The sequence below is a fragment of the Gemmatimonadaceae bacterium genome, assembly GCA_019752115.1.
GTDB lineage: Bacteria > Gemmatimonadota > Gemmatimonadetes > Gemmatimonadales > Gemmatimonadaceae > Gemmatimonas.
The window spans coordinates 1-25,366 of the sequence record JAIEMN010000017.1; the positions used below are offsets into that span (position 1 = coordinate 1).

At 69.1% G+C, this 25,366-nt stretch carries 23 protein-coding genes; 7 read left to right on the forward strand and 16 right to left on the reverse strand.

Annotated features, from left to right (window positions below):
• Positions 1–123 precede the first annotated feature (123 nt).
• A complete protein-coding gene (locus K2R93_07405; protein ID MBY0489654.1) occupies positions 124–1,569 on the forward strand; it encodes a hypothetical protein in 1,446 nt (481 codons plus the stop codon).
• Between the two features lie 41 nt (positions 1,570–1,610).
• Positions 1,611–2,078 carry a hypothetical protein gene (locus tag K2R93_07410; GenBank protein ID MBY0489655.1) on the forward strand — a complete coding sequence of 156 codons (468 nt, stop codon included), beginning with the start codon at positions 1,611–1,613 and terminating at the stop codon, positions 2,076–2,078.
• On the opposite strand, the gene K2R93_07415 is transcribed toward K2R93_07410, so the two are convergent.
• The 8 genes from K2R93_07415 to K2R93_07450 all read right to left on the reverse strand — a co-directional run bounded on the left by K2R93_07415 (position 2,047) and on the right by K2R93_07450 (position 11,193).
• Positions 2,047–3,408 (reverse strand): hypothetical protein, encoded by a 1,362-nt coding sequence (locus K2R93_07415; GenBank protein ID MBY0489656.1) that lies wholly within the window; start codon positions 3,406–3,408, stop codon positions 2,047–2,049. The genes K2R93_07410 and K2R93_07415 overlap by 32 nt on opposite strands.
• Positions 3,405–4,001, reverse strand: coding sequence for a cytochrome c (locus K2R93_07420; protein MBY0489657.1), 597 nt, complete (start codon positions 3,999–4,001; stop codon positions 3,405–3,407). Before K2R93_07420 ends, K2R93_07415 begins: the two co-directional genes overlap by 4 nt.
• Positions 3,998–5,308 (reverse strand): sulfite dehydrogenase, encoded by a 1,311-nt coding sequence (soxC, locus tag K2R93_07425; GenBank protein MBY0489658.1) that lies wholly within the window; start codon positions 5,306–5,308, stop codon positions 3,998–4,000. The genes K2R93_07420 and soxC overlap by 4 nt, the downstream gene beginning before the upstream one ends.
• A 72-nt stretch (positions 5,309–5,380) precedes the next feature.
• A complete protein-coding gene (msrA, locus tag K2R93_07430) occupies positions 5,381–6,028 on the reverse strand; it encodes a peptide-methionine (S)-S-oxide reductase MsrA (protein ID MBY0489659.1) in 648 nt (215 codons plus the stop codon).
• A 104-nt stretch (positions 6,029–6,132) separates the two neighbouring features.
• Complete coding sequence (locus tag K2R93_07435) at positions 6,133–8,385, reverse strand: redoxin domain-containing protein (protein MBY0489660.1); 2,253 nt, start codon at positions 8,383–8,385, stop codon at positions 6,133–6,135.
• A complete protein-coding gene (locus tag K2R93_07440) occupies positions 8,382–8,963 on the reverse strand; it encodes a sigma-70 family RNA polymerase sigma factor (GenBank protein ID MBY0489661.1) in 582 nt (193 codons plus the stop codon). The genes K2R93_07435 and K2R93_07440 overlap by 4 nt, the downstream gene beginning before the upstream one ends.
• 149 nt (positions 8,964–9,112) lie before the next feature.
• Positions 9,113–10,525 (reverse strand): amidohydrolase family protein, encoded by a 1,413-nt coding sequence (locus tag K2R93_07445; protein MBY0489662.1) that lies wholly within the window; start codon positions 10,523–10,525, stop codon positions 9,113–9,115.
• Between the two features lie 17 nt (positions 10,526–10,542).
• Positions 10,543–11,193 carry a YceH family protein gene (locus K2R93_07450; GenBank protein MBY0489663.1) on the reverse strand — a complete coding sequence of 217 codons (651 nt, stop codon included), beginning with the start codon at positions 11,191–11,193 and terminating at the stop codon, positions 10,543–10,545.
• Between the two features lie 156 nt (positions 11,194–11,349).
• On the opposite strand from K2R93_07450, the gene K2R93_07455 reads away from it, so the two are divergent.
• Positions 11,350–11,832, forward strand: coding sequence for a DUF4440 domain-containing protein (locus K2R93_07455; GenBank protein MBY0489664.1), 483 nt, complete (start codon positions 11,350–11,352; stop codon positions 11,830–11,832).
• A gap of 7 nt (positions 11,833–11,839) precedes the next feature.
• On the opposite strand, the gene K2R93_07460 is transcribed toward K2R93_07455, so the two are convergent.
• The 5 genes from K2R93_07460 to K2R93_07480 form a co-directional block, all read right to left on the reverse strand.
• Entirely contained in the window at positions 11,840–13,243 is a 1,404-nt protein-coding gene (locus K2R93_07460; protein MBY0489665.1) for an L-serine ammonia-lyase, iron-sulfur-dependent, subunit alpha, read from the reverse strand.
• A gap of 29 nt (positions 13,244–13,272) precedes the next feature.
• On the reverse strand, positions 13,273–14,100 hold the full coding sequence (locus tag K2R93_07465) for an N-acyl homoserine lactonase family protein (protein MBY0489666.1): 828 nt from the start codon (positions 14,098–14,100) through the stop codon (positions 13,273–13,275).
• Between the two features lie 26 nt (positions 14,101–14,126).
• A complete protein-coding gene (locus K2R93_07470) occupies positions 14,127–17,171 on the reverse strand; it encodes a protein kinase (protein ID MBY0489667.1) in 3,045 nt (1,014 codons plus the stop codon).
• Positions 17,172–17,263: 92 nt separating this feature from the next.
• The gene (locus tag K2R93_07475) at positions 17,264–18,745 is read right to left on the reverse strand and encodes an amidohydrolase family protein (protein ID MBY0489668.1); all 1,482 of its coding nucleotides are present in this window, start codon (positions 18,743–18,745) and stop codon (positions 17,264–17,266) included.
• Between the two features lie 33 nt (positions 18,746–18,778).
• A complete protein-coding gene (locus K2R93_07480; GenBank protein MBY0489669.1) occupies positions 18,779–19,651 on the reverse strand; it encodes an ABC transporter six-transmembrane domain-containing protein in 873 nt (290 codons plus the stop codon).
• A gap of 80 nt (positions 19,652–19,731) precedes the next feature.
• On the opposite strand from K2R93_07480, the gene K2R93_07485 reads away from it, so the two are divergent.
• The gene (locus tag K2R93_07485; protein MBY0489670.1) at positions 19,732–20,469 is read left to right on the forward strand and encodes an NAD(P)H-binding protein; all 738 of its coding nucleotides are present in this window, start codon (positions 19,732–19,734) and stop codon (positions 20,467–20,469) included.
• On the opposite strand, the gene K2R93_07490 is transcribed toward K2R93_07485, so the two are convergent.
• On the reverse strand, positions 20,393–21,604 hold the full coding sequence (locus tag K2R93_07490) for an AraC family transcriptional regulator (GenBank protein MBY0489671.1): 1,212 nt from the start codon (positions 21,602–21,604) through the stop codon (positions 20,393–20,395). The genes K2R93_07485 and K2R93_07490 overlap by 77 nt on opposite strands.
• 57 nt (positions 21,605–21,661) lie before the next feature.
• On the opposite strand from K2R93_07490, the gene K2R93_07495 reads away from it, so the two are divergent.
• Positions 21,662–22,480: a DUF2306 domain-containing protein gene (locus K2R93_07495; protein ID MBY0489672.1), complete on the forward strand. Its 819-nt coding sequence runs from the start codon at positions 21,662–21,664 to the stop codon at positions 22,478–22,480.
• 51 nt (positions 22,481–22,531) lie between these two features.
• On the opposite strand, the gene K2R93_07500 is transcribed toward K2R93_07495, so the two are convergent.
• Together K2R93_07500 and K2R93_07505 are read right to left on the reverse strand one after the other, a co-directional pair.
• Entirely contained in the window at positions 22,532–22,864 is a 333-nt protein-coding gene (locus K2R93_07500) for an STAS domain-containing protein (GenBank protein ID MBY0489673.1), read from the reverse strand.
• Entirely contained in the window at positions 22,864–23,313 is a 450-nt protein-coding gene (locus K2R93_07505; protein ID MBY0489674.1) for an ATP-binding protein, read from the reverse strand. Before K2R93_07505 ends, K2R93_07500 begins: the two co-directional genes overlap by 1 nt.
• A gap of 231 nt (positions 23,314–23,544) precedes the next feature.
• Here K2R93_07505 and K2R93_07510 point away from each other — a divergent pair, with 231 nt between their 5' ends.
• Complete coding sequence (locus tag K2R93_07510) at positions 23,545–24,129, forward strand: sigma-70 family RNA polymerase sigma factor (GenBank protein ID MBY0489675.1); 585 nt, start codon at positions 23,545–23,547, stop codon at positions 24,127–24,129.
• Between the two features lie 3 nt (positions 24,130–24,132).
• Positions 24,133–25,299 (forward strand): hypothetical protein, encoded by a 1,167-nt coding sequence (locus K2R93_07515; protein MBY0489676.1) that lies wholly within the window; start codon positions 24,133–24,135, stop codon positions 25,297–25,299.
• The last annotated feature ends 67 nt before the right edge of the window (positions 25,300–25,366 follow it).

Genomic DNA, 25,366 nt, shown 5'->3' on the forward strand with positions numbered 1-25,366 from the left:
GAGAAGCGCAAAGCGGGGCTGATGCGATCCACCGTCACGGCTCACGCGGAGCTGTGATCTTCACCGGGTGGGGACTTTGACACGATCACTGGGTGGGGAGAATCAGGCGATCATTGACAGGCGGTGGCGACGCGGGCGCTCGAGCGTTGTCCCGCACATGCGGCGACGCTCTGTGAGCGCCTCAAGGGGTACGTGGCGTACACGGTCGGCGACTGGAAGGGTGCCGAGCGCCTCTTTCGGGCGGTGTTTCGGCTCCTGCCCGCCGATGAGCGGTGTGCGTGGCGCTCGGTCGAGACGCTGCTTCCACCACGGGAGGCTGCGACGTACGCCGCGGTGCCGTGCGCCGCGCGCGATTCGCTCGATACCGCGTTCTGGTGGCTGGCCACGCCGTTCTTCGCCGAGGAAGTGAACCTGCGGTTGGTGGAGCATCTGGCCCGGCAGATCCGCAACGAACTCGTGATGGAGCTGCCGCTGGACGCGCATCACGATCTGCGCCGCGAGGTGGGTGGCACCGCGATCGAAGCGATGCGCCTGCGCTACGGGTGGCCGCAGCATCTGTTCTGGGCGGGTGCCGAGCAGGACAAGACGCACACGCACTATCAGGGCGCGCACAACGCGCCCCCCTTTCCCTCGGTGGAGTACTGGCGCGCCAACTCACCCACGCTGCCCGCGTGGCGCGTGGCCTCGGCGCCACTCACGGTGGCCGACAGCGACTACGCCACCGATCCGCCGATGGAGGTGACGGCGGAGACGTGGTGGCCTCGCGAGTTCTTCCTGCATCCGCGCGGGAGTGTGGGGCGTCTTCCGAACACGCAGGCGGTGGTGTTGCGTCGCGATACGACGGCGCTCGTGCTGCTCGCCGCGCAGCTCACCGGCGGCCTGTTGGATGTCCTGCCCGCGATCGACGGGCAGCTCTTTCTGATGCACAGCCCGGCGCCCGGTGAGGTGCGCGAGGTGGCATCGACGCGCGGTGGCCGAGGGGATCGTGTGTTCGTCGAGGGGCGGGTGCGTGCGAGCGGTGTGCTGTCGGCGGAGCTGCTTCTTAAGGGCGGTGGGGTGGCCGGGTTGCGGAGCCGCATGGGGATCACACCGGAGATGCTGGGCCCGATGGCCGCGACACGGTGCGCGGTCTCGACCCCGATGCTACTCGACGCTGCAGCCGTGCAGCGTCGGGGGCTGATGGATGTCCGCGAGGGGTTGCTGGGCAGTCTACGGCTCACCGCACCGTCGAAGATTGGCGTGGCCTGGGAGAGTTACGGGTTTCGCGAATCGGATACCGTGTCGGTGTCGCTGCGCATCAGTGGCCTGGCGACACAGACCGCGCTGCAGCGCGCCGGGCGCTTCTTCGGTCTCGGCGATGATCCGAAGGTGGGGCTGGCGATCAGCTGGCGCGAGCCGAGCCCGGAGCATGTGGTGCTGAAGGTGGATGCCGCCACGCCGACGCTGCTGCGTGAGCTGGCGTTGGATATCAGTCAACTGCGCGCCGGTGCCTACGAGGTCGAAGTGGCGATGGAACGCCGCGGGTGCGGGGTGGTGACCGGCCGGCGAGGCTTCACCGTGTTACGATAGGGGCACGACGCCCCGACCTATCCGACCTTCGAGGAGTGCTCATGTCCCGTCTCTCGCCGTGGTTCGCTGCTGGTGCGCTGACGTTCGTGCTCGGGACGATTGCCGGCGCGCAGCCCGCCAATCCGCGCTTCGGGCGCTGGCTCCTCAAGTCAGACGCGCCGGCGCCGGCCAGCAACATCATGACGTACGAGCCGTTCGGCGCGCAGGGCATGAAGGTCACCATTCAGGCGGTGAGTGCGCGCGGGGATACGACGCGCTGGTGGTACACCACGGACTTCGACGGCCGCGACATGCCGGTCACCGGCAATGCGGGGCAGACACACGCGGCGGTGCGAACGGTGAGCCCGTTCATCAACGAAATCGTGAACTCGAACAACGGCCGGGTGACGCAGCGGCTGACCAATGTACTGTCGCCCGATCACAACACGATTGCCGTGATCTACATGCGCGAGGATGCGACCGGGGCGACGACGGGCGTCACGTTTGCGACGTACGTGCGGATGCGGTGAGCGCTGGTGGGTTGATCCACTGCTCCGCGCCGACGGCGGTGGCGCGCTGGGCCTGCCGCAGGATGGTGCGTGTCGAGTTGAACGCATGCGCCGCTTCGTACGGGTCGTACACGATGAGCGGCGCCTCGCTGGCGACCCGATTGCCGACGGCGTAGCCCATCAGCGCGCGGGCGTATCGCTCGGTCTCGGCGCTTGCCGTGTCGTCGCGCGGTCGTGCGGTGAAGAGCGCGTTGAGCGACGGCTGCGGCCCGTCGTTGGCCACTGCGGTGGCGACCATGGCGACGACGGTGTTGCAGAGAAAATTGGTATCGAAGCCCAGTGGGCTATACGATCCCGACGACGGTTGATGCGCGTCGAACGCCTCGAGGAGTGCGTCCCGGTTGTCGAGTACGCGTTCGCGCAGTTCGGCGTGATCGGCCTGATGGGTGCGCAGCCACTGGGGCGTCTTATTCGTGGCAAACGACGGATCTGCTGAGAGGCCGTTGAGCAATGCCTCGATCGTGCGTGCGTGTTCAACGCCATCGGCGTCGGCCGATCGCTCGACTTCAAAATCGCGCAGGCAATTCAGCACGCCGTAAATCACCAGTGGGTAGTCGACGACGTTGTCCGCGCGCATCAACGCGACGTCGCGCCGGTACATGAAGCGCATGCCCCAGCGCAGGTGCCCGCCGAGGACGGCGGCACATGCGTGCGCCATGCGGCGGCGCCGGTCGTCGGTGAGCACGTCGAATCGCCGGGCGATGACCTCGTAGGGGTGCTCGTCGGGAGAGTACTGCGAGATAGACGACAGCAGCAGGGTTTCGACGTCATCGACCAGCGGGCAGTTGCTGCGGTCGCGACCGTGCAGGGCGCGCAGCAGTGCCGTGGCGCGGTCGATGTTCTCGTTTGGGTCGCCTTCCTCAAAGGCGCGAACCACGAGCAGCCCGAGAATGGAGAGGAAGTAGTGGTCGAGGAGCACGGCGAGGGCGGCGCGCTGGCGTCCCGCGGGGACCTGATCCAGCGCGCAGCGGTCGAGCATCAATACCGGCGTGATGTCGGGGGCGAAGCGGTGCGCGACGTAATCCCAGCTCTCGAGCACGTGCAGGCCGGCGCGCCGGGCGCGGGTGTCGAAGCTGTGCACGATGCGCTGCAGGCGCAGCGGCTCGGCGTCGGTCGGAAAGAGGTGCGACCGCATCGCATTGCGCAGCGCGATGGCGCTTTGGCGCGGGTCGTCCATCTCGGTGAGCGCGTCGAGAATGCGCGGACGCAGGCCGTCGCGCAGCGCGTGTTCGAGCAGATCACAGGCACTGGCGTAGGTGATGTCACTGCGCTGGTGCTTGTGGCGTGTCACCGGAACCCGGGGCCTCCCTTCCGATCGTCGCGCACGAACCGATCGCGCGATGGCATGACGACCTTGGGGAGCGAGGTGGCGTCGATGACCTGGTCCTTGGGGATGACCTCGTTCTGCGCGAGGAGCCAGGCGATCACGCCGTACGTCTCATCCGCCGAGAGCGACCCGGGCGCCGACTGTGGCATCGCGCGCCGGATGTAGTCGTAGAGCGTGGTGGCGTAGGGCCAGTAGTTGCCGATCGTCTTCACGTGGCCGACGGAGTCGGCAAAAGAGAAGTTGCGCGGCTCTCGCCCCACGAGTTTGGGATTGGGCGCGATGCCCTCGCCGTTGGGTCCGTGGCAGGAAGCGCACTTGGCGGCGTAGACGATCGCGCCGGTTGTCGCGGTGCCACTGCCGGCGGGGAGCCCTTCGCCTTTGGGGTTCACATCGAGATCCCACGCCGCGATCTCCTGCGCCGAGGCCTCGCGCCCGAGGGCGAAGCGCGCGGGATAGGCGGGGGCGGGGTGCACGGTGCCGCGCGTCGTGGTGTCGCTGCCGCCACCGCAGGCGGTGAGCAGCGCGAGCGCACCGAGCATGACGAGGGCGCGCGTCATGCGGCACCGCCATAGGTCACGGTGCCGTCGGCGGCGACTGCCCACGCGCGAATGTGGTTGTAGTGGTAGTCGGTCCCCACACCGCGCGCGGCGCGGTACTCGGCGAGCGTGGGCTGCACGTAGCCGGTTTCATCTACCGCGCGGCTCATGAGCGTGGCTGGCTTGCCATCCCATTGCCACAGGTGCTGAAAGCGCACGGCGGCCTTTGCGGTGGGGGTGCCCATCAGTTCTGCGGCGGTCCACGTCGCGCCGCCGTCGGTGGAGATATCCACGGCGGTGATGCGCCCGCGGCCGCTCCACGCGAGACCGCGCACCGGCACCCAGCCCGGCTTCGCGACCTTGGCGGGATACGTGGGCGTGGTGATGATGGACTTGGCGTCGATCTCGAAGGAGAACATGCGCGCCTTGCCGCCGGGGAGCGGGTCGGTGTACTTCGACGTTTCGTCCTTCGACATGTTCGGCTCGCGAATGAGCTCGAGCCGCCGGATCCACTTGATGTTGGTGTTTCCCTCCCAGCCGGGGAGGAACAGGCGCGCGGGGAAGCCCGCGGCGGGGCGCAGCGGCTCGCCGTTCAGCGCGTACACGAGCAGCGCATCGTCGAGCAGCTTGCTCACCGGAATGCTGCGCGACAGCAGCGCGGCGTCACCGCCTTCGGCGAGTGCCCACTCGGCGCCGGCTTTCACGCCGGCCTCGGCGAGCAGCGTCTTGACCGGCACGCCGGTCCACTCGCCGTTGGCAAAGAGACCGTCGATGTTCTGGGGCGAGAGATCCGGCTTGGTGCCCTTGTAGGCGAGCCGCCCGTTGCCGGAGCACTCGAGGAAGTACACGCGGCTCACGGCCGGAAAGGTCATGAGGTCGTCGAGCGTGAACGCGAGCGGGCGATCGACGAGGCCGTGCAGCAGCAGCTTGTAGGTGGCCGGATCGATCGTGGGAACGCCGGCGTGGTGGCGCTCGAACTGCAGATCAGTGGGGGTGATCGTGCCGCTGAACTGATGCAGCGGCGTCAGCGAGCTGCCCGACACGGCCCCGATGGGATTGCGCCCCGTTGTCACGAACGGTGAGCGCTCACTGATGGCCGAGGTGGGCGCGCCGAGGACCTTGGTGGGGTCGGCCGGGGCGCTTGGCGGCGGTGCCGGCGGCGGCGGGGCCGCCGGTTGCGCGGCCGGTTGGGTCGCGGCGGCGAGCTGCTCGAAGGAGCCCACGAGTGCAAGACCGGCCGCGACGGCGGCACCGCCGATCACGGTGCGGCGGTGGACGTGCGGCGGCGGAGGCGTCTCCGGCTGTTCGGAGGAGGGGCCAGGCGTCATGGGCGTCGGGAGGGGGACGAACCGATGCCTATTCTCGGGCCCGGGGCCGCGGCGCACAAGGGCGCCGTCGCCCTACTTGCCCTTCGTGTCCTCCCAGAGCGCGCCGAACTGCTTCTTGAGCGCGTCGAGCTTGGGCAGATCGTTGTACACGATGTACGGCTGGTCGGTGTGCGTGTACAGGTAGTTCTGGTGATACCGCTCGGCGTCGTAGAACTTGTCGAGCGGCTTGACCTCGGTCACGATGGGCTTGCGATAGACCTTGGCGGCGGTGAGCTGGGCGATGGCCGCCTTGGCCGCGGCCTGCTGCGCCGGTGAGGTGGTGAAGATCGCCGAGCGATACTGCGTGCCGATGTCGGGCCCCTGGCGATTGAGTTCGGTGGGGTCGTGCGCCACGCGGAAGAAGACGTCGAGCAACGTGTCGTAGCCGATGACGCGTGGGTCGAAGATCACGCGCACCGATTCGGCGTGGCCGGTGCGCCCCGAGCTCACGTACTCGTAGTCGGGGTTGACCAGCGAGCCCCCGGCGTAGCCGGAGACGACCTGCTTCACCCCCTTGAGGTGTTCGAAGACGGCTTCGACGCCCCAGAAGCAGCCGCCGGCGAAGACGGCGGTGTCGAGGGTGGCAGCTGGTGCCACCGTGGGCTTCGCGGGCTGGGCGGCGGCGATGGAGGCCGGGGCGAGGAGGAGCAGGGCGGTGAGGCGGCGCGGAAGTCGGGGCATGATGAGGTGTGAAGGTCTCTCTTCTTAGACACGAGCGCGCTCACAAGTTCCGGTCCGCGTTGGGCGGGGCGGCCGTTCACGCCTCCGGCGGCTCCGCCGCGTGGTCAGTCTTTCGCTGCCAGCATCGCCTCGGCTTGTACGCGCACCTCGTCCACATCGCTCGTCGGCGCGAACTGCACGCGCCCACGGCCGTCCACGAGATAGAGTTGCGGCGTGCCCCAATTGTTGAACGCGGCGGAGGCCTTGCCGCCGGCGTCCAGATAGACAGGGCGCGTGAACCTGGTGCGGGCGATGGTCTCGTCGAGCGCTCGATCGCGCCGCGGCTGCTCCACGATGGTAATCATGGGCAGGCCGCGCGCGGCGAGATCCTTGCCAAGCGCCTCGATCGCCGGGAGCGCGTCCACGGCGGGGCCGCAGTTGGGCGACCAGAACACGACGAGCAGCGGTTTGCCCCCACCGAGCTGATACAGCGTGGTCGTGCGGTTCTGGAGGTCGGGAAGCGTGACATCGTCGACATGGCGCGGACGCGCTTCGGCGAGCACACGGCGCGACAACTCCGCACGCTGCGTGGCCAGCATCGTGTCCCAACCGGCGGCCCCGAGCCGGGCGCGGCCGAGAGCGTCGACGGAGCGCTTGCGTTCGGCGGCAGTCCGCGGATCGACGGCGACGCGTGCGAGATGCGGGAGGGCGAACGCGGTGTCACCGGCGGCCATGCTGGCGTTGGCGAGAGCGGTGAAGACCTCGGGATCCCACGCCGCGTCGGCGGCACGGCGCAGAATGTCAATAGCCTGCGCGCGCTCGCCGACGGTCGCGAGCGCCTGACCCAGCGCGGCATCGCTCAAGGCCCGCGACCGGAACTGTCGCCGGCCAAAGGCGTCTGCCGTTTCCGTAAGTGCCCGCGTGAACTCGGCCGGGTTCGTGCTGCGCTCGGCTGCGCGCCGGAGCTTGGCAAGCGCGACGCGTTGCAGCGAGGGAATGCGGAGGTAGACGCGCCCGGCGCTGCGATCCTGGCCGATCGTGGGCGATTCGCCCTGCGCGCGTGTCAACCAGCGTTGTACGGCGACGGCGTTCGCGTCGGTCTTGGGGATGAGGGAGAGGGCTTCCCCGGCGACCTGTCCCTGGCGACTGCGCGGTACCTCAGGCCACATCGCCTCCAGCGCGGCCAGCGCTCCGACGGAATCGCCCGTCTCCCAGGCGCGCCGCATGGCGCGCAGCATCCGCTCCTGGATGGCGAACTCGTTGGTGGGTGCGGCGCGTAGCAGTCGCGCAGCCCAGCGAGTGTTGGCCGCCGTGTCGAGTTGCCGGGTATACCAGAAGAAGCGCCCGATCTTTTCCGGATGCACCAGCCCGTGGGTGGTATAGAGCTGCTCCAATCGCGCGGCCTGCGTGCGATGCACGGCCTTTGTGCTGTCATTGGCCAGACTCATCCAGTTCTCGAAGGACGCGAGCCACGACCACGCCTCAAGCGAATCGGGGTAGAGTGCCACCATGCGCCGCACATTGGCGAGCCCGGCTTCCCAGCCGCGTCCCATCAAGTCTTCGGCCCGCTGGTGGAGCGCGGCGAGTGACGGCTGTCCGGCGCTGGTGCTGCGCAGCACCTCCCAAGTGCGCCCGCCAAAGTCGTCCACGGCGCGCGCCGCTGTGTCCTCCACCACGAGTGCGGCGAAGACAATGGAGTCGGGCAGTCTGAAGTGTCCCCGATACTCGTTGCCCTCCGTGCGGGTGAGTGTTCCGAGGGTGGTGACGGTGATGCCGCCGGTTTCGTCGCTGGCACTCGCAGTGCGGACACGGGCCCGCAGGCGCAAGGTGGATGGGCGGCCAAAGAGCGCGCCCGCGGCGTAGCGTACATCCACTGCTTCGCCGGGTTTCGGCATGGCAGGGCTCAGCGTCATGGTGCCGGCGATGATGCCGGCTTCGGCGACGGGGGTGCGGCGGAAGAGCGCCAAAGCGGCGACGGCGGCGAGACCGGCGGCGAGGAGCGTGCGCCGCGCCGCGCGGTGTGGCGCGCGCGGCGACGGCAGCGAACGCGCCACATCGCGGGGCATCGAGGCGGCGTCGAGACCATCCTCGTCGTCGATCGGCTGGCCGGGGAGCAGCACGCGGTCGCCGCTCGCCCGTGACGCGGCGATGCGAGACCAGAGCCCGGGCGGCGCGGCATCGGCGTCGCATTCGAGTGCCGCGGTGAGTGCCTCGAGGCGAGCGACCAGCTCACGACACGACGCGCAGCGCTCGAGATGGGCCGCGAGCGTCGTGGCCGGCGTGAGGAGTTCGTGCGTGTACTGCGGACCACGGCGATAGGCATCCCAGTCGGCGAGCGATGGATGCTGATCGCGTACAGCAGAAGGCGAGGTAGTCATGAACCGGGCTCCGGCTGGGCGGTGGATGAACGCGGGGGCGCAACGTCGGCCGCGATCAGTTGTTCGAGGGCGCGCGCGAGGCGGACGCGGGAATTCCCTTCGCTGATTCCAAGGGCCTGCGCGATCTCGGCGTGCGAAAAGCCTTCGAGTCGCAAACTGATCACGGAGCGCTGCGTGGCGGGCAAGGCGATCAGGCGCGCCTCGACATCGGCGAGCTCGGCGGCGAGATCCGGGCGCGAGGCGGCCGTCGGCGCCGTGCCGGCTGGCCACGCCTGCTCGAAGGTCACCTCGCGGCGCCGGCCGGCGGCGCGTCTCCGCATGAGTGCGGTGCGCACGGTGCAGGTGACCAACCAGCTCACGAATCGGCCGCGGGGCTCGTAGTGTCGGGCGGCATCGGTGAGCCCCACAAAGACGTCGTGAACGACGTCTTCCGCATCGCCGGCGTCCTGTGTGATGCGGCGCGCCACGCGCACGAGCCGTGCGGCGTGGTGGTGATAGAGCTCGGCCAGCACCGAGGCATCCCCGGCGCGCAGCAAGCGCAGCTGCTCGGCGGTGAGGTCGGTGGGTGGCAGGGGCACGCGTTGAGGAACTGGGTGAGTCACGAGGCGATCAGCACGGGGCGTCCAACGAAGGGTATGGAGTCAATGCCGGCCGCGTCGCGCGCGTTACACCGCAGTGATCCGGGGCCCCGTGCCCGGCGTGGTGAAAGGGGACGGGTCGCGCCTTGCTACGGTCGCGGTACGGGCATTCGCGCGACCCGCTCGGCGGCGTTGCGCAGCAGGTCATCGAGCGCGGCACGGTCGCGATAGCGACCGCGCATGAGCAGGCCGGCCATGGCGCGCGTGGCCCGGATATCGGCCAGTGGATTGCGGTCCAACACCAACAGGTCAGCCGCCTTGCCAACCGCCACGGTGCCGTGGCGGCTGGTCTGATTGAGAAAGATGGCGCCGTTGATCGTCGCGCCGCGGAGTGCCTGCAGTGGCGTGAGGCCGGCCTGGACCATCAGCTCCAGTTCATCATGCAGCCCGATGCCGGGGTAGTCGAACGAATTGAGGAACCCCGCGTCGGTGCCGGCGAGAATCAGCACGCCGGCGGCCTGCAGCATGGGCAGTCGCGCCGCGGTAAAGTCATAGTTCGCATGGCGACGGGCGATGGCCTCCGGGGTGGCCTGCGCGGCTCGATCGACACGCCCCTGATAGGTCGCGCGCAGGCCGGGGCCGATGTACTGGAGGTACGCATCGTTCGCGTGCGTGTCGCGATCGAGCCAGGCCAGCGTCTTGCTGATGTTGAGGGTGGGCGTGATGGCGGTACCGCGCTGCGCCATGAGGCGATAGACGGACGCGGCGTTCACACTGTCGAATTGCGCGATCACGTCGGTCGGCGCTAGCGCCCCCGCCTTCTCGGCGCCCGCGCGGACGGCGTACGAGAGGTGCTCGATGGAACCCAGCCCGAGTTCGACGGCCTCTCGGACGGGCACCGCGACGGGGATGTGCGCTGAGCTTTTGAGCCCCCGCTTGCGGATCTCGCCCAGCGCGTAGCGGAAGAGCTCGGGCTTGAGCGTGTTGTCGGTGAGCTTCACAAAATCGGCGTGTTGCGCTTGCAGATAATCGAGCGCACTGTCCACGCCGGCCTTCGTGTCGACCTCCATGTCGCCCGGCCATACTGAATTGATGCCTTCGATCTTGGGTCCGGAGGTGAAGATGCGCGGGCCCTCCATGAGCCCGCGGCTCACGGAGTCGCGCCAGGCGAACACGCTCGGGGACAGATCGCCGGCCGCGTCCCGCACGGCGACAATGCCGTGCGCGACGAACAACGGCATCAGGGCGCGGTTCTCCTCGATGAGCGCCGGGCCGCCGCCGAAGTGCATGTGCATGTCCCACAGGGCGGGGATCACATATCGGCCCGCCACATCGATGACACGCGCGGCGCGATACTGCGCCGCCCGGGCGTCGGGCACAATGGCGATGATGGTGTCGCCGCGGGTGGCGATGGACCGCCCCGCGGTGACGCGGCCGGTCTGCACGTCGATGATGCGGGCGTGGGTGAGCAGGACGTCGACCGCGGGGCGCTGAGCGCCGACCGACGATGCCGCCGCAACGGTCGCGAGCACGGCCCTGCACGTGGCGAGAAGCATGCGCATGGTGGCGCCTCCGTCGTTCAGCTGAACTGGGCCTTGAACGCCGCGAAGTCGGCGCGCAGCGCGGCAATCTCCTGCTCGAGGGTCTGTACCCGGGCCTCCAACGCCTGTCGTTCGGCGGTGGCGGCCGGGGCCGCGCGCTCTTGGGCGGCGGGCGCGGCGACCTCCGTCACGGGGCCACCGAGCAACTGCGCGTAGCGGACCTCCTTCTGCCCAGGCTGGCGCGCGAGGCGGACGACCAGCGAGCCTGAGTCGCGCGCGAGCAGCGCCTCGAGGACCTGGTCGAGCGAAACGCCGGACTCAAAGTCGGCGAGTCGCGCCGTGCGGGTATGCAGTTCGGCCGAGGTCTGGGGACCGCGCAGCATGAGCACGGCCAGCAGCGCCAGCTCCCGCGCGTCGAGATCGAGCGCCTCATCGAGCAGGTGCAGATACTTCGTCACCCGCGATCCGGCCGGCTGAATGGCACGGACGAGGCTGCGACGCCGGAGGGTCACGATGGCGCTGATGACGGTGTCCTCATCGAGTTGCATGACCGGCTCGCGGTTGGTGAGCTGGTTGCAGGCGGCGACCAATCCGCTGAGCGTGAGCGGATAGCTGTCGGGCACCGTCGCGGCTTTCTCGATGAGCGAGCCGAGGACGCGAAGTTCGACGTGGGTGAGGGGTGGGTTCATGGGGTGAGTATGCACTTCGAAAGGCGACTTCGTACGCGTATCGAATGCTAGTTGTCGGTGGCCCCAGATGAGGTCGGCATTTGGCATCACGTCGCCACCGACGGCGATCGGTGCCGCGCCGCTGGTCACCCGCTCGACCAGGCCCTAGCTTCGGCCATGCCTACGCGCGCTTCAATCCGCCGCCTCGCGAACGCCGCTTCCGCCATCCTGCTGCTCGTGATCGCGAGCGCCTGTCGCTACGCGAAGGTCGCCGAGCGCCCATTCGATCCGCAGGAGATCCGCGCGGCTGAAGGCGCCGTCATCAAGGCGCTTGAAGCGCCGGATCCCCTGGCCTGGGTCGATCACTACACCGACGATGCCGTGTTGCTGGAGGCTGGTTCGCCACCGGTTGCCGGACGGGACCAACTGCTGGAGATGGCGCGCGGCATGACGCCGCTGTCGCATGTCGTGATCACCGCCTCGCACACCGAAGGCCACGGCCCGCTGGCGTATGCGTACGGCACGGCCTCGTGGATAAACGGGCGACCACCGGCTGCGGGGACGTCGACGCGGGTACGCATGGTCATGGTGTGGCGCCGAGACGCGAGCGGTCGCTGGCGCATTGCGCAGGAGGTGCTCGTCCCGGAGGATGCGCGTTAGCGGCCCTTCAACGCCCGCGCGACTCCGCGCGCGCACGGGCCGCCAGCTCGGCGCTCAACCGCAGCGCCGTGGGTGTCGTGGCCAGCCCCCCGAGTGCGGTACACCGATGCTCCCGCGGCATGCGTTCGGCGACGCTCGCCGCGGCGCCCACCACTTCGTCGAACGGGATCATGGCGTTGAATCCGGCGAGCGCCATGTTGGCGCACGAGACCGCATTGCTGGCGGCGATGACGTTCTTGCCGAGGCAGGGGATCTCCACGCGCGCCGCGACGGGATCGCAGATGAGGCCGAGCATGCTCTGGAGCGCCATGCTTGCGGCCCCCGTCGCTTGCGTCAGCGTGCCGCCAGCGAGGGTGACGAGGGCGGCGGCCGCCATCGCGGCGGCGCTGCCGCCCTCGGCCTGACAGCCGCCCACTTCGGCGGCGAAGGTCCAGGGACCGGCGATGAAGACGCCAATCAACCCGGCCGCCAGCATGGCGCGCGCCATGGCGGTTTCGTCCAGTTGCATCTCCTCGGCGACGGCAATGCAACTCGCGGGGAGCGCGGCACACGCACCGGCGGTGGGCGCGGCGACGATCACGCCCATGCTGCTCTTCACCTCCATGAGCGCGGTGGTGTAGAGCACGGTGCGATTGAGCACGCCCGCGTTGAGCAGTGTGCCGCGTTGCATGTGCTCGGCGAACATCCCGGACTGGTGCCCGAGCAGCCGATCCGTATACGACGTCCCGGCGATGCCCTCGGCGATGGAGCGCCGGAGGATGCGCACGATATCCACCATCAGGTCGAGCACCTGCGCCTCGGTGAGGTTGCCGCGCGCCATTTCGTATTCGACGGCGTAGCGCCAGAGCGGCGCGTCGCGGCCGGCATCGTGCGCGTGCAGCTCCGCGGCGCTGCGAAACGGCAGCACCGCGCCCGGGTTCGACGGCACCGGCAACACTGGCTGGAGCACGCGCCCGTTGATCTCCACGCGGGCTCCGCCATCGAGCGACACGCGCTGGCCATCGATCTCGAGCACCTCGATCATGCCGCCGCCGGTCGAGATGGCGATCATGGTGTGTCGCTCGGTGCCGTTCGACAGCGCGAGCCGATACGTATTCGGATGCGGGTCGCCACAGTCGATGTAGCGGATCTCCGCCTGCACACCGGCCTGCGCCAGGTACGTGGGAGACATCGGCAGGCGCGCGTCGGCGGCGTCCCAGCCGAGCAGGCCGCCGAAGAGCCCCATATCGGAGCCCTGACTGGTGTGCGTGGCCGGGAGCGAGCCGTTGGTATCGAACTCGATCAGCACGTGCGTCAGCTCACCGCCCATGAGATCCCGCGCGAGGCGTCCGATGCGGAGGGCCGCGGCGCAATGCGAGCTGGACGCCCCCCGCATGACCGGGCCGATAACGTCGTTGAAGATGCTGATCATGCGCGGCTCATGCGGGGGATGCGGTGGGCCTACTTCGCCATCGCCGGAAAGAGGGGCAGCTTGCTGATATCGCGCTGATCGTGCTGAATGATCACCGTGGCCTTGAGGTTCTTGGCGATCTGCTTGAAGCGATCGAGCGACGCCAGCGTCGCGGCGCGGTCGGTGTTGAAGCTCGGAACACCGTTGCTGTCGTAGTTCTCGTGGAAGTGCGCGAGATCGCCGGTGAGGAGCACGTTGCCCATCCCCTTGAGCTTCACGAGCAGGCTCCGATGCCCCGGCGTGTGGCCCGGCATGTTGAGGATGATCACCGAGCCGTCGCCGAAGACGTCCTTGTCGGCGGTGAGCGGTTCCACCTTGCTGCCGCCGCTCAGCCAGGGGGCGATGGGCGTCTGGTTGGGCGTGACCTTGGCATCCGACAGCACCTCCCAGTCGGCTTTCCCCACGAGGAGCGTAGCCTGCGGGAAGAGACTCGCCTGCCCGATGTGATCGCCGTGCGAGTGGCTCAATCCCACGAACTTGACCTGTGCGGGCGTTACGCCCAGCTGGGGCAGCATCTCGGTGAGGCTTGCCTTGGGCGCCGTGGGAGTGTTGCCCTTGGGGAAGCCCGTGTCCCAGACGAGCACGTCGTCGCCATGCCTGATGACGTAGCAGCTGTACACCAGCTGGACCTTGAGCCCGTTGTAGGCGTAGGTATCGGAGAAGCGCTGGCCGACGTCCGTGGGCGGCTGATTGGTGCCGCACTCGAGGCGCGCGAGCGACACGTCGGCGACGGGGGCCTGCGCATGGGCGCTGGCCGCGACGAGGGCGGTGAGGCCGGCGATGGGGGCGAGGCGGCGAGCGGACGGCACGAGAGACATGGCTGTTTCCGGTGGATGTAGAGAACCTAGGCCGCGGACACCAAGTCGAAGATGTCGGCCGGCGTGATGGCCTTGGCTTGCTCGAGCAACGCGGAGAGGGCGTCGCGCGGCACGCTGGCCTTGAGCGCTTCGATGCGTTCGGTGAGCCCCGGGGCCATGGGATGCGAGATCACGGCGCCCATGCGCTCACTGAGCTGCTGTCCGGCGGCCGCGATGCGCAGCGCTCGGTCCTGCCGACCGGCGGCGGACTCCATCGCCGCCAACCCGAGCAGCACCTGCCCCACGCCGCGCTGACTGCCGATCTCGTCGTTGGTGCGCAGGGCGCGCAGGAACTGCCCGCGTGCGCCATCGAGATCATTCACGGCGAGCGCGAGGTACCCCATCTCGAGCTGGACGCGGGCGAGTTCCGGCTTGTCGCCCACGATGGCGAAGTGGAGTTCGGATTCGTTGTACAGCGCCCTGGCGCGCTCGACATCTCCCTTGGCGAACCAGATCGAGGCGAGGAAGCTGAGGGCCATGCCACCGCCTTCGCAGTCATCCAGACGCACCTGGATGCGTCGAGCCTCGTCGAGCATGGCCAGCCCGCCCTCGAGGTCCCCGTCCACGAAGCGGTGCATGCCGCGGATGCTCATGAAGAGCGCGTGCAGGAACGGCTGATGGGCCTGTTGACCGAACGCGATGGCGGCGTCGAGCTGCGCGGCCGCCTCGGGCATCATGCCGAGCCCGAAGTACGCATACCCCGTTCCCCCCGCACCGAAGGCGGCCATCGTGAGGTCACCCTGTGCCTCGCCAATCGCGCGCATCTCCAGCCACGCGCGCGCGGCCCCCTCGAGATCACCCATCGAAGCCAGGTTCATGCCGTTGGTGAACTGGGCTAACCCCACCGCGTGGCGGTGGGCGGTGGATCCGGCGAGTGCCAGCAGCGGTGCCACATACTCCTGCGAGGCCACGTGCAGCCCCACGATGTGCCAGTACCAGCCGAGTCGTCCGCAGAGCGTGAGCCCCTCTGCGAGCGCCTGTGCGTCACCCATTCGGGCGCGGGCGAGCAGCCAGTGGACGGCGGCGAACCAGTTGGCGTTCTCGGCGCGCGCGCGGGGCATCGCCTCGCGTTGTCCGCTCCCCTGAATCGCGCGATCCAGTTCGGCGGCGAGTGTGAGGAAGAACGCCACGTGCGCCTGCTTCACACGTTCGGTTTCACCACTCGCGTGCAGCTGTTCGGAGGCAAAGGCGCGAATGGTCTCGAGGAGGCTGAACCGATCGCCGCTGCCGGTGACGCGGACGAGCCCTTTCTCCACGAGCGAGCCCAGTTCATCGAGGGCGCGCCAGCGCTCTTCGGGTGGATAACAAACGGCTTCCAGCGCATCGAGCGCCCAGCCCTCGTGAAAGACGGCGCAGGCGCGCAGCAGCCGCTGCTCGTCGGCGGTGAGGAGTGAATAGCTCCAGCTGATCGTGGCTCGCAGGGTCCGCTGGCGCAGCGGCAGGTCCCGATCGCCCGAGGTGAGCAGATCGAGCGCGTGGTCGAGTCGCTGCAGCAGCGCCGCCGGCTCGAGGATGCGCACACGGGCGGCGGCGAGTTCGAGGGCGAGTGGCAGCCCATCGAGTGAACGGCAGATGCCGGCGATGGCCGCGGCATTCGCACTGGTGAGCGCAAAGCCAGGTTTGACGCGTTCGGCGCGCTGCACGAAGAGCGCCACCGACGGGCACACCCGCAGCGCTTCGAGATCGCTGCCCGAGGGCAGGGCAAGCGGCGGGAGCGGCAGCTCCATTTCCGCCGCGATGCGTAGCGGGCGGCGACTGGTCGCGACGATCTGCAGCGCCGGGCACCGCGCGATCAGCTGCGCAATGTCTTCGGCGGCGTCGATCACCTGTTCGAGGTTGTCGAGCACCAGGAGCACGCGCCGCGCGCCGATGAGACTCACCAGCGCATCCACCGCGGTGCGCCCGTGGGCCTCGGCGAGATCAAGCGCGGTGCTGATCGCGGGCATCACGTCGGCGACGGCGGTGACGGACGCCAGCGAGACGAACGCGGTCCCATCGGGAAAGGCGGGCGCGACGGTGCGCTGCAGTGCTGCCGCGAAGCGGGTCTTGCCCGTACCGCCGTAGCCAGTGATCGAGAGAACGCGCACGCCGGCGTGCAGATGCGCCGCCGCTTCGGTGAGCGCGTCGTCGCGCCCCAGCAGGGTGGAGGAGAAGGCGGGGGGCGCCTTGTCGATGGGGGCGATGACCGGCGTCTGTCCGCTCGTGGAGAAGGCGAGTGCGGGCTTGAGCGCGGCGCGCCACTCGAGGAGTGAGGCGAAGCGGGCGGTGGGCTCCTTGGCCATGGCGCGGGCGACGGCGGCGACGACCGAGGCGCTGAGCTCCGGGCGGTGCACGGCCAGCGAGGGTACCGGCTCCACGACGTGCTTGACGAGCAGTGCCACCGGTGATGGTGCATCGAAGGGCGGCGCGCCGGTGAGCATCTCGTAGGTGACACAGGCGAGCGAGTAGAGATCACTGCGGCTGTCCACCGCATCGCCGCTTCCCTGCTCAGGGCTCATGTAGTGCGGCGTGCCAAGGGCGAGGCCGACCATGGTGAGCTTTTCGCCGCCCACTTCACTCACCGCCTGCGCGATACCGAAGTCGGCGACAATCGCGTGCCCGTGTTCGAGCAGGATGTTCTCGGGTTTGATATCCCGGTGCACGATGCCGCGCGTGTGCGCGTAATGCAGCGCATCGGCGACTTCATCGGTGATGCGGAGCGCTTCGTCTTCGGGGAGCGCGCCGCGCCGGAGCCGGTCGCGCAGCGTTTCGCCCTCGATCAGCGGCATGACGTAGAACATCACGCCGTCCACCTCGCCCGAGTCGAACAGGGGCAGGATGTTGGGGTGGCGCAGGTTCGCGGTGGTGGTGATCTCGCGCAGGAAACGGTCGGCGCCAAGGGCGCGCGCGAGCTCCGGCTTCAGCACCTTCACCGCTACCTGCCGATGGTGCCGCGTGTCCTCCGCGCGATAGACGGTCGCCATGCCCCCGGCACCCAGCGGGTGCATAAGGCGATAGCGGGGGGCGAGAGCAGCGGTGAGGGCGGCGTCCACGGGGGCGTCCTGACGAGAGAGATGGACGAATATGGCGGCGCCGCCGCGTTTCGGCCCGCGCCGCGCCGATGAGGCCGGTCGGAGCCGCCGGGCTACGGGCGGCTGGGCCCGCGGGCGCCGCGCCCGGGAAAGACCCCGTCCACCACACGTCCATCAGTGATCACGGCGACGCCGTTCACGAGGACATGGCGAACACCCTCCGACGGCAGGGCGGGCTGGGCGAAGGTGGATTTGTCCGTCACCGTGGCAGCGTCGAAGATGGTGACATCGGCATCGGCGCCAACACGCAGCCGCCCCTTCTGCGTGAAGGCCGGGGCGACGGTCTCGAGCCGCCGCGCCGGCATGAGCGTCATCTTGGTGATCGCCTGCATGAGGGTGAGCTGATGCGTCTCGCGCACGTAGTAGCCGAGGACGCGGGCGAAGGTCCCCGCGGCCCGTGGATGGCCGATGCCCTGGTTGATGCGTCCGTCGGTCGCGATGGCGGTCAGTGGGCTCGTAATGGCCATCGCCTCCATCTCCGGCGTGTTCGCGAAGAGGATCACGACTTCGCCGGGTTTGCGATTGGCGAGGAACGTGGCGCGCGTCAGCCGTTCGCCGGTGCGTGGGAGCAGGAGCGTCTTGAACAGACTGTCGGGGCCGTTGACGTAGCGATCGAGCAACGGCGACGCCATCTCGGTCATGCCGGCGATGTAGGGATACGCTTCGGCCGTGACATCGAGGCCGCGCCGTTGGGCGTCGGCCACCATGGCGAGGGTGCGCGGCGTGGCGGCAAGACTCGTGGAGTTCAAGTGCACGATGTGCAGCGGGGCGCCGGAGATGGCACTGGCGGCGATCACCTCCATGTACGACTCCACCGAGCTGCCCGGGTCGGTGTCGCCCCAGGAGCGCGTGTGCACGAACACGGGCGCGTGGCGGCGGGCGGCGCTGCGGAAGGCTTCGAGCACCTCGTACTTGGTGGCGGCGGGGGTGTACTGGAGCCCCATGCCGACGCCGAGCCCACCGGCATCGAGGCCGCGGTCGATCAGACGGCGCATCTCGGCGATCTGCGCGTCGGTGGCCACCCGATATCCCGCGGAGTCGAGGGGGAGCAGCGTGCCCTTGGCGATACCGTTGTCGCCAAGCACCACCATGCGGCTCCGCAGATGACTGGCGGCGGCGCCAAAGTTGATGAGCGCCTTGCCCGCGCGGTCGGCGTAGAAGCGCGGCACATCCTCGGTGCCCACTTCAAGTTCGAGCGCCGTGGTGACGCCGTCCTGCGCGAAGAGGCGATAGTTCTCGTCGTCCTGTCCGTGCGCGTGCAGGTCGATGAAGCCGGGCGCAACGACGAGGCCCGTGGCATCGATGGTCTTGCGCCCGGTGAGGGGGCCGGTCGTGATCGTGGCGATCTTGCCGTTGCGGATGCCGATGGTGCGGACGGCATCGAGCTTGGATTCGGGATCGATGACGCGGCCGTTGCGGATGACGATGTCGTAGGGCGCCGCCTGCGCGCCGGTGCGTGCCGCCGCGACGAGGAGCACACCACCGAGAATCACGGCGCGCCGCGCGCGCGCGCGGAAGGAGATCGGGAGCGTCATGGGTGCCAGACGAGGGAGAAGGTGGCCACGAACTTACTGCGCGGTCGCCAGCGCGTCATCGACGCGCCGCAGAATGTCGCGCAGCGCGCTGACCCGCTGCAGCGTGTACGGAATGGTTTCGAGCCCGCTCGCGAAGCGCTGCACGTACGAGTAGAGCGCGACGATCGCGCCGACGGGGAGCCGCAGGGCACCGGGTTCGGTGCTCAGCAGCAGCGCCGCCGAGAGGATGACGAGGACACTCAGCTCGGTGGCGCCCCAGTTGGCGGCTTCGAGGTCGGAGAGCCGCACCTGCGTGCGGCGCAGGGCGTCGTAGTGGGCGGCGATGCGCGGTGGATCGTTGGACCCCAGCACATCCACCTGCTGCTCGAGTTCGTCGTACTGCTCCCGATTGAGGCGCGCCGCCCGCGTGCTGTACCAGCGGCCGGTGAGGGTCACCGGCACGAGGACCCCCAGGCAGATCGCCGCCACGATGCGGTCGTACAGCAGCATGACCAGCAGCGAGCCGATGATGTTGTAGAGCGCTTCGACGACATAGTTCACGTCGTACTGCAGGAAGTCGGTCATCTCCCGCGTCAGCACCGAGAGCCCCGACCGCCGCGACAGGGAGATGGCGGGATCCGGCTGCGTCACCAGCCGGGTGACAAAGCTGCGATAGACGCCGCTGAAGGCCCGGGTGTCCACCATGTGGCGGGCCGCGCCAACCACCAGATACACGAGATGCGCGGCGACGAGGGCGGTGAACCCGCGATAGTGACCGGCGAGCATGCCATCCACTGCGGACCCGAGCAGGTACGGGCGGGCGAGCCCGGCGATCAGCTCGATCCCATAGAGGGTCCAGGTGAGCGCGAGGACACCGCGGTGATCGCGCAGGACGGAGCGCAGGATGGTCGTGCCGGGAGACGCCATGCTCGAAAGTATCCCGCGGACCGCGTAGCGGGACGTTAGACTGTACGCCGACGCGGCGCGTTCCCCTTTCGTGCATTCCGATGGCCTCCCCTCGTTCCGCCTTTCTCCTCGGTGCGTCCGGCTCGGTTGGGCAGGCGCTGTTTCGTGCGCTGCTCGCGAGCGGCGCCTTCGCGCGCCTCGTGTCGCTGACGCGCCGGTCGCAGCCCGACCAGGTGGCGGCCGCCCGCGCTGCCGGCGTCGAGTTGCGGGAAGTGATGGTGCCGGTCATGGAGGCGGCCGCCCTCGAAGCCGCGACGCGCGAGACGGTTGCCGCCTGCGACGGTGAGGTCGTGGGGCTCAGCGTGCTCGGGATCGGTGCGGGCACGGCCTCGCTCACGATTGAGCAGCATCGGGCCGTGGATGTCGCGCTCAACGCCGCGTTCGCACGCGGGCTCGCCGCGAGCGGGCGGGCGGTGCACTTCGCTCTCATGAGCGCCGTCGGCGCCAACGCCAACGCGTCGGCCTCCGGCTCGGGCGCGGCCGGCGCGCCCCGCTACAACCGTGTCAAAGGCGAGTCGGAGGTGGCGGTGCAGGCCAGTGGCATTCCGGTCGTGAGTGTCTTCCGGCCGTCGATGATCATCGGCTCGCAGCATACGCCGTGGCTGCTCGAAAAGCTGCTGCCGCTCGTGTCGTTCCTGACCCCGGCACGGTACACGTCCATCACCGCGGATCAGATCGCGGCGGCGATGGTGGCCACCTCCATCACCGTGCCGACGACGTCGCGCGTGTACCACTATCCGGAGATGCGCGCGGTGGCGTCGGCCGGGCGGGCATCGTAAGGCGCGTCGGATTGGGCTCGTGTTCGCGCGCGGCGCTGGGCGGCATGCCCGTCCAGCGTTTGTAGGCGCGCGAGAAGGCGCCCGGTTCGGAGAACCCGAGGCGCGCCGCGACGACGGTGACCGGCAATCCCCCCTCCACCAGCATCGCCCGCGCGAGTCGCTGCCGCGCGGCCGCCTGCACGGCGGCAAATGTGGTCCCTTCGTCGCGCAGACGGCGGTGCAACGTGTGACGGCTCATCGCGAGCGCGCGACAGACCGTTTGGATATCCGCCCCGGGATGGGCGCGGAGCAGCACGTCGACCTGGTGCTGCCACGACCGGCGCGACGAGGCCTCGTGCACGCGCTGCAGCTGCGCGTCGGCGTGACGGGTCAGCACGGTCTGTACGGGCCGTGGCAACGGCTCGAGCGGCTGCTCGAGAAAGGCCGGATCCAGGCAGATCGCGTTGCGTGCGGCGCCAAAGGTGACCGGCGCGCGGAACACGGCGTCATACGCGGCGCGATGGGCGGCGTCCGTGGGCGGCGCATGCGAGACGTCGAGAGCGCGCACGATCGCCTCGCCGCCACGGCGGCGGATGCCGGTGGCGAAGCGTGCGAACACCGATTCGGTGAGCGCGGGCCAGTCGTAGCCGTGCGCGTGATCGGGGCGACAATCCTCGAGCCACACGCCCGGCGCCCCCTCGACGAACCGGAACCGCTGCGCCGGCGCATGGGCGCCGAAATCGATGCCGAGCGACGCGTAGCGATTGAGCCCCTCGAGTGCGTCGCGCAGGGTACGCCCGGCACCAGGCGTCGGCGCGGTCGCCGCCTCGTCTGGCTGCGCCGCCGCGAGGGCCGCCGCGAGCGTGAGCGTGGTGCAGGGAACCCCCACGCCAAAGGTGAGCGCGAAAGCGGGCGCCTGGAGCTCGTGCGCGGCCGCCGCGAAGAGCGCGCGTGCGGCGTCGAGTGGAAGGCGACGGTCGGGGTCGGCGAGGTCGCCCTCCGACAACGCGATCGCCGACAACAGCCGCTGCGCGTCGGCGCCACAGGAGACCGCGAACTGCCAGATCCCGCTGAGATACGTCGCCGAGACGGTGCCGACGAGCGGGCGATGCGTTGGGGTGCTACCGGCGGTCAAGCGATCGCGACGAGACGTCATGGCTGGGCAGACGCGGGAGGGTCAGGATGCATCACCCTCACCGTTCGGATGATGCGCATGCACGTAGTTCCAGAGGCAACACGACGGCCGACGCCGCTCCGGGGTTTCGCAGGGACGGCGCTCCTGACGACGCTGGCCGCCGGGCAGCTCCTCTTTCTGGCCTATGTGCTTGGCAGCTACGGACGGAGCGCGCTCCGTGGCGACCCGGCGGCGTGGGCGCACTTCAGTGCACGCGGCTGGGCGCCCGGCGATGTCGCGGGGAACAGCGCGATGGCGGCCCATGTGCTTCTGGCGGCCGGCGTCCTGTTGGCGGGGACGCTCCAGCTGCTGCCCGCGGTGCGACGCCATGTGCCCGCGCTGCACCGGTGGAGCGGGCGCGTCTATCTGACCGGGTGTCTCGTCGCGGCAACGAGCGGGCTCTGGCTCGTCTGGGTACGCGGCACGGTGGGGGATCGCGCGCAGCATGTGGCCATCTCCGGCAATGCGCTGCTGCTGGGCCTCTGCGCGGTGATGGCCTGGCGGACCGCACGAGCTCGGCAGTTCGCGGTGCACCGGGTGTGGGCGTTGCGCACGTACCTCGTCGCCGGCGGGGTGTTCTACTTTCGGATCGTGTTGGCGCTCTGGTTGCTCGTGTTCCGGCGCCCCGTCGGCTTTGATCCGACGACGTTCAGCGGTCCGTTTCTCACGACGCTGGCCTTTGGCGTGTACGTGGTCGGGCCGCTACTGCTCTTCGAAGGATTTCGACGGGCGGCGGCGCAGCCGGGACGCGTGGCTCGCGCGGTGATGACAGTGGTCACCGGAGTGCTGACGCTGGTCGCCGGGCTGGGGGCGCTGGCCGCCGTGCTGGTGCTGTGGCTGCCCAAGCTCCGGGGCTAGCGCGTGTGTGGACCGCGCGCGGGGGACCGCGAGCGGGGACCGCGCCTGGCGTCAGAAGCCGTTCAGCGCGTCGGCCTCGGTGGGAAACGCCTTGAGGATGGTGGCAAAGCCGGAGATCTCGAACACTTCACGCACCGACTGATTGAGACCAAAGGTGCGGAGGGCGCCGCCCTTGGCACTCAATTGCTTGGCGAGCCCGAGCAGGATGCGGAGCCCGGCGCTGCTGACGTAGTCGAGCCCCGAGAAGTCCACGGCGACCTTCCGGGCGGGCGACGTGCCGACGGCGTCGAGCGACGGCTTGGCCTCGGGTGCCGTGTTACTGTCGAGGCTGCCATGGATGGCGACGATGGTGACATCGCCAACGGTCCGCGTGGTGACTTCCATCAGGAGGCTCCTTCCGAGTCGGGCGACCACCCGTCGGGGAGTCGCTTGGTAAGGGTCAGAACATTGTGGTGCGCGTCGCGCGCGTACTGCACGTCATCGACGAGCCGCTGCACGAGATAGATGCCGAGCCCCCCGATGGGGCGCTCGTCGACGGAGAGCGTGGTGTCCGGCTGTGCCCGGGCGAGCGGATCGAAGGGCGGCCCGTTGTCGGCCACCGCCACCGTCACCGCGTCGGGGAGCAGCTGCACGGTCACGCTGGCCTGACCATTGGGCTGCGTACCCACCCCGTGCATCACGACGTTGGCGAGCAGTTCATCCAGCACCACGAGCAGATCCCGCCGCATCGCATCGGGCATGCGGTTGGGGGTGGCAAAGCAGGCGAACGCGTCCAGGACGGCGGCCACCTCGCCGGGGGCCGAGCCGATCATCATCTGGAACGCTGCCGACATGCCTGCTCTCCCTGACCGAAGCGAACCGGATGCGCCGTGGACGACGGCGGTCGTCGTGTACGGCTCCTGTGAATGGCTCTAATGCACGCCCCGCGACCCGTGCTGTCAAGCGGAACGCGCTGCGTCACGACCCGCGCCCCGTCGATTGGGAATTGCCGTACGCCCGGCGGGTCTGCACGTTACCTCGGCCATGTGCCCCGGTTCCGGGGTGGCGGGCGAGCGACCCCCAACATGGTCTCCAACCTTGGCGCGATTGGTGTGTATTTGGATCGAACGACGGTCACAACCGACGAACTAGACCGCGCTGCGATCCGCCGCTACCTCGAGGGCGAACCGGCCGCGGCCCGGGAGTTGGTCGAGCGGTATGAGCGACCGTTGTTCACCGTAGCGCTCCGGATGCTCGGCAATGCGCAGGACGCCGAAGACGTGACGCAGGCGGTGTTCGGCCGGGTGTTTCGCGATCTGCACAGCTACGACACGACCCATCGGTTTTTCAGCTGGGTCTATCGGATGACGGTGAACGCGGCGCTCAACGCGCAGCGGGATCGCAAGGCCCTGGTTCCCCTCGAAGACGAATCGGCGCTCCCCGCGGTTGGTGGCGGCGCGGACGATGCCCTCGCGGTGGAAGAACAGGTGAGCAAAGCGTTGTCGGAACTGAAGCCGGATGATCGCACCATTGTGGTGCTGCGCTACTTCCAATCCCTGTCGTACGATGAGATCGCTGATGTCCTCGGCATTCCCGCCAAAACCGTCAAGTCGCGCCTGTTCACGGCGCGCGAGCGGTTGCGCGTGCTGCTGCTCGCGCACGAGGGGTGAGGCATGCTGAGCGATCGTGAGCTGGCCCTGATCCACGGTGACGTGGATGGCGCGCTGGATGCGGCCGAGCGCGAGGCGCTCGTGAGCCTGCTGGCGTCGAATCCGGAGGCGGCGGCCCTCTCCGCTGATCTCCACCGTTTGCACGGCCTGTTGGCCCGCGTCCCCTCGCGGGAGCCCTCGCCGGCGCTTCACGCGGCCATCCTGGCCGCGATCCCTCCCCGGCCGCGCCCCATTCCGGCGGCCGCCGTTGTTGAAACCCCGTGGTCCCCTCGCCCTCGTTCGGAATCCCTGCTCACCCTCGCCCTGCGGCGAATGGAGGAAGTGTTCATGTCCCGTAAGCTGTTCCTCATCGGTGCGACGTCGGTCGCGATCATCGCCGTGGTGGCTGGCCGCATCTTCCCGATCCCTTCGAGCGGCAATGAAATCGGTACGATTGGCGGGACCGAGATCAGCGGGTCGGAGATCGGCGGTGTGCAGAAGGCCGATCGCTATCGCGGGCGCTCGATGTCGGACAAGGACGTCTCCGTGTCGAACCCGGAGATCGCGGTGCTCTTCCAGAATCAGGATATCCTGACGCTGGTCAAGAGCAATGCGTTCCGTGAGGCGATGAAGAGCGACGCCTTCCGCGAGCTGCAGGCGAGCGATGCGTTCCGCAAGCTGGGCAGCTCCGAGGCGTTCCACGAGCTGATGAGCTCCGAGGCCTATCGGTCGCTCGCGCAGAGCGACGCGTTCATGAAGGTGATGGCCAGCGACGCGGCCCGTGCGGAGCTGCAGCGGATGGCCGAGCGTGCGGCCCCGCGGGCGGCGGAACGCCAGGCGGATCGCCAGGCTGAGCGTGCGGCGGAGCGTGCGGCGGATCGCATTGCGAAGGCGCAGCAGCTTGAGCGCGAGGCGGGCAAGCTCGACGCGTTCCGCGAGCTTTCCAAGCAGGAGGCGTTCCGCGAAGCGGCCAAGCTGGACGCGTTCCGTGAAGTGATGGCGAACGATGCGTTCCGCGAGCTGATGGCGAAGCAGGCGTTCCGTGACGTGCTGGCGAACGACGCGTTCCGTGCGGTGATGGCGAACGATGCGTTCCGTCAGCTGCAGAACTCCGAGGCGTACCGGAACGTGGCGCGCAACGCCGGGCTGTCCGAGCTGTTCCTGAACGAGGCGGCGCGCTTCCAGCGGTAACGGCGGCAGCCTCGCTCGACTCTTGATCGCCGGCCCCGGCCCCCTCACGGGGGCCGGGGCCGGCGTG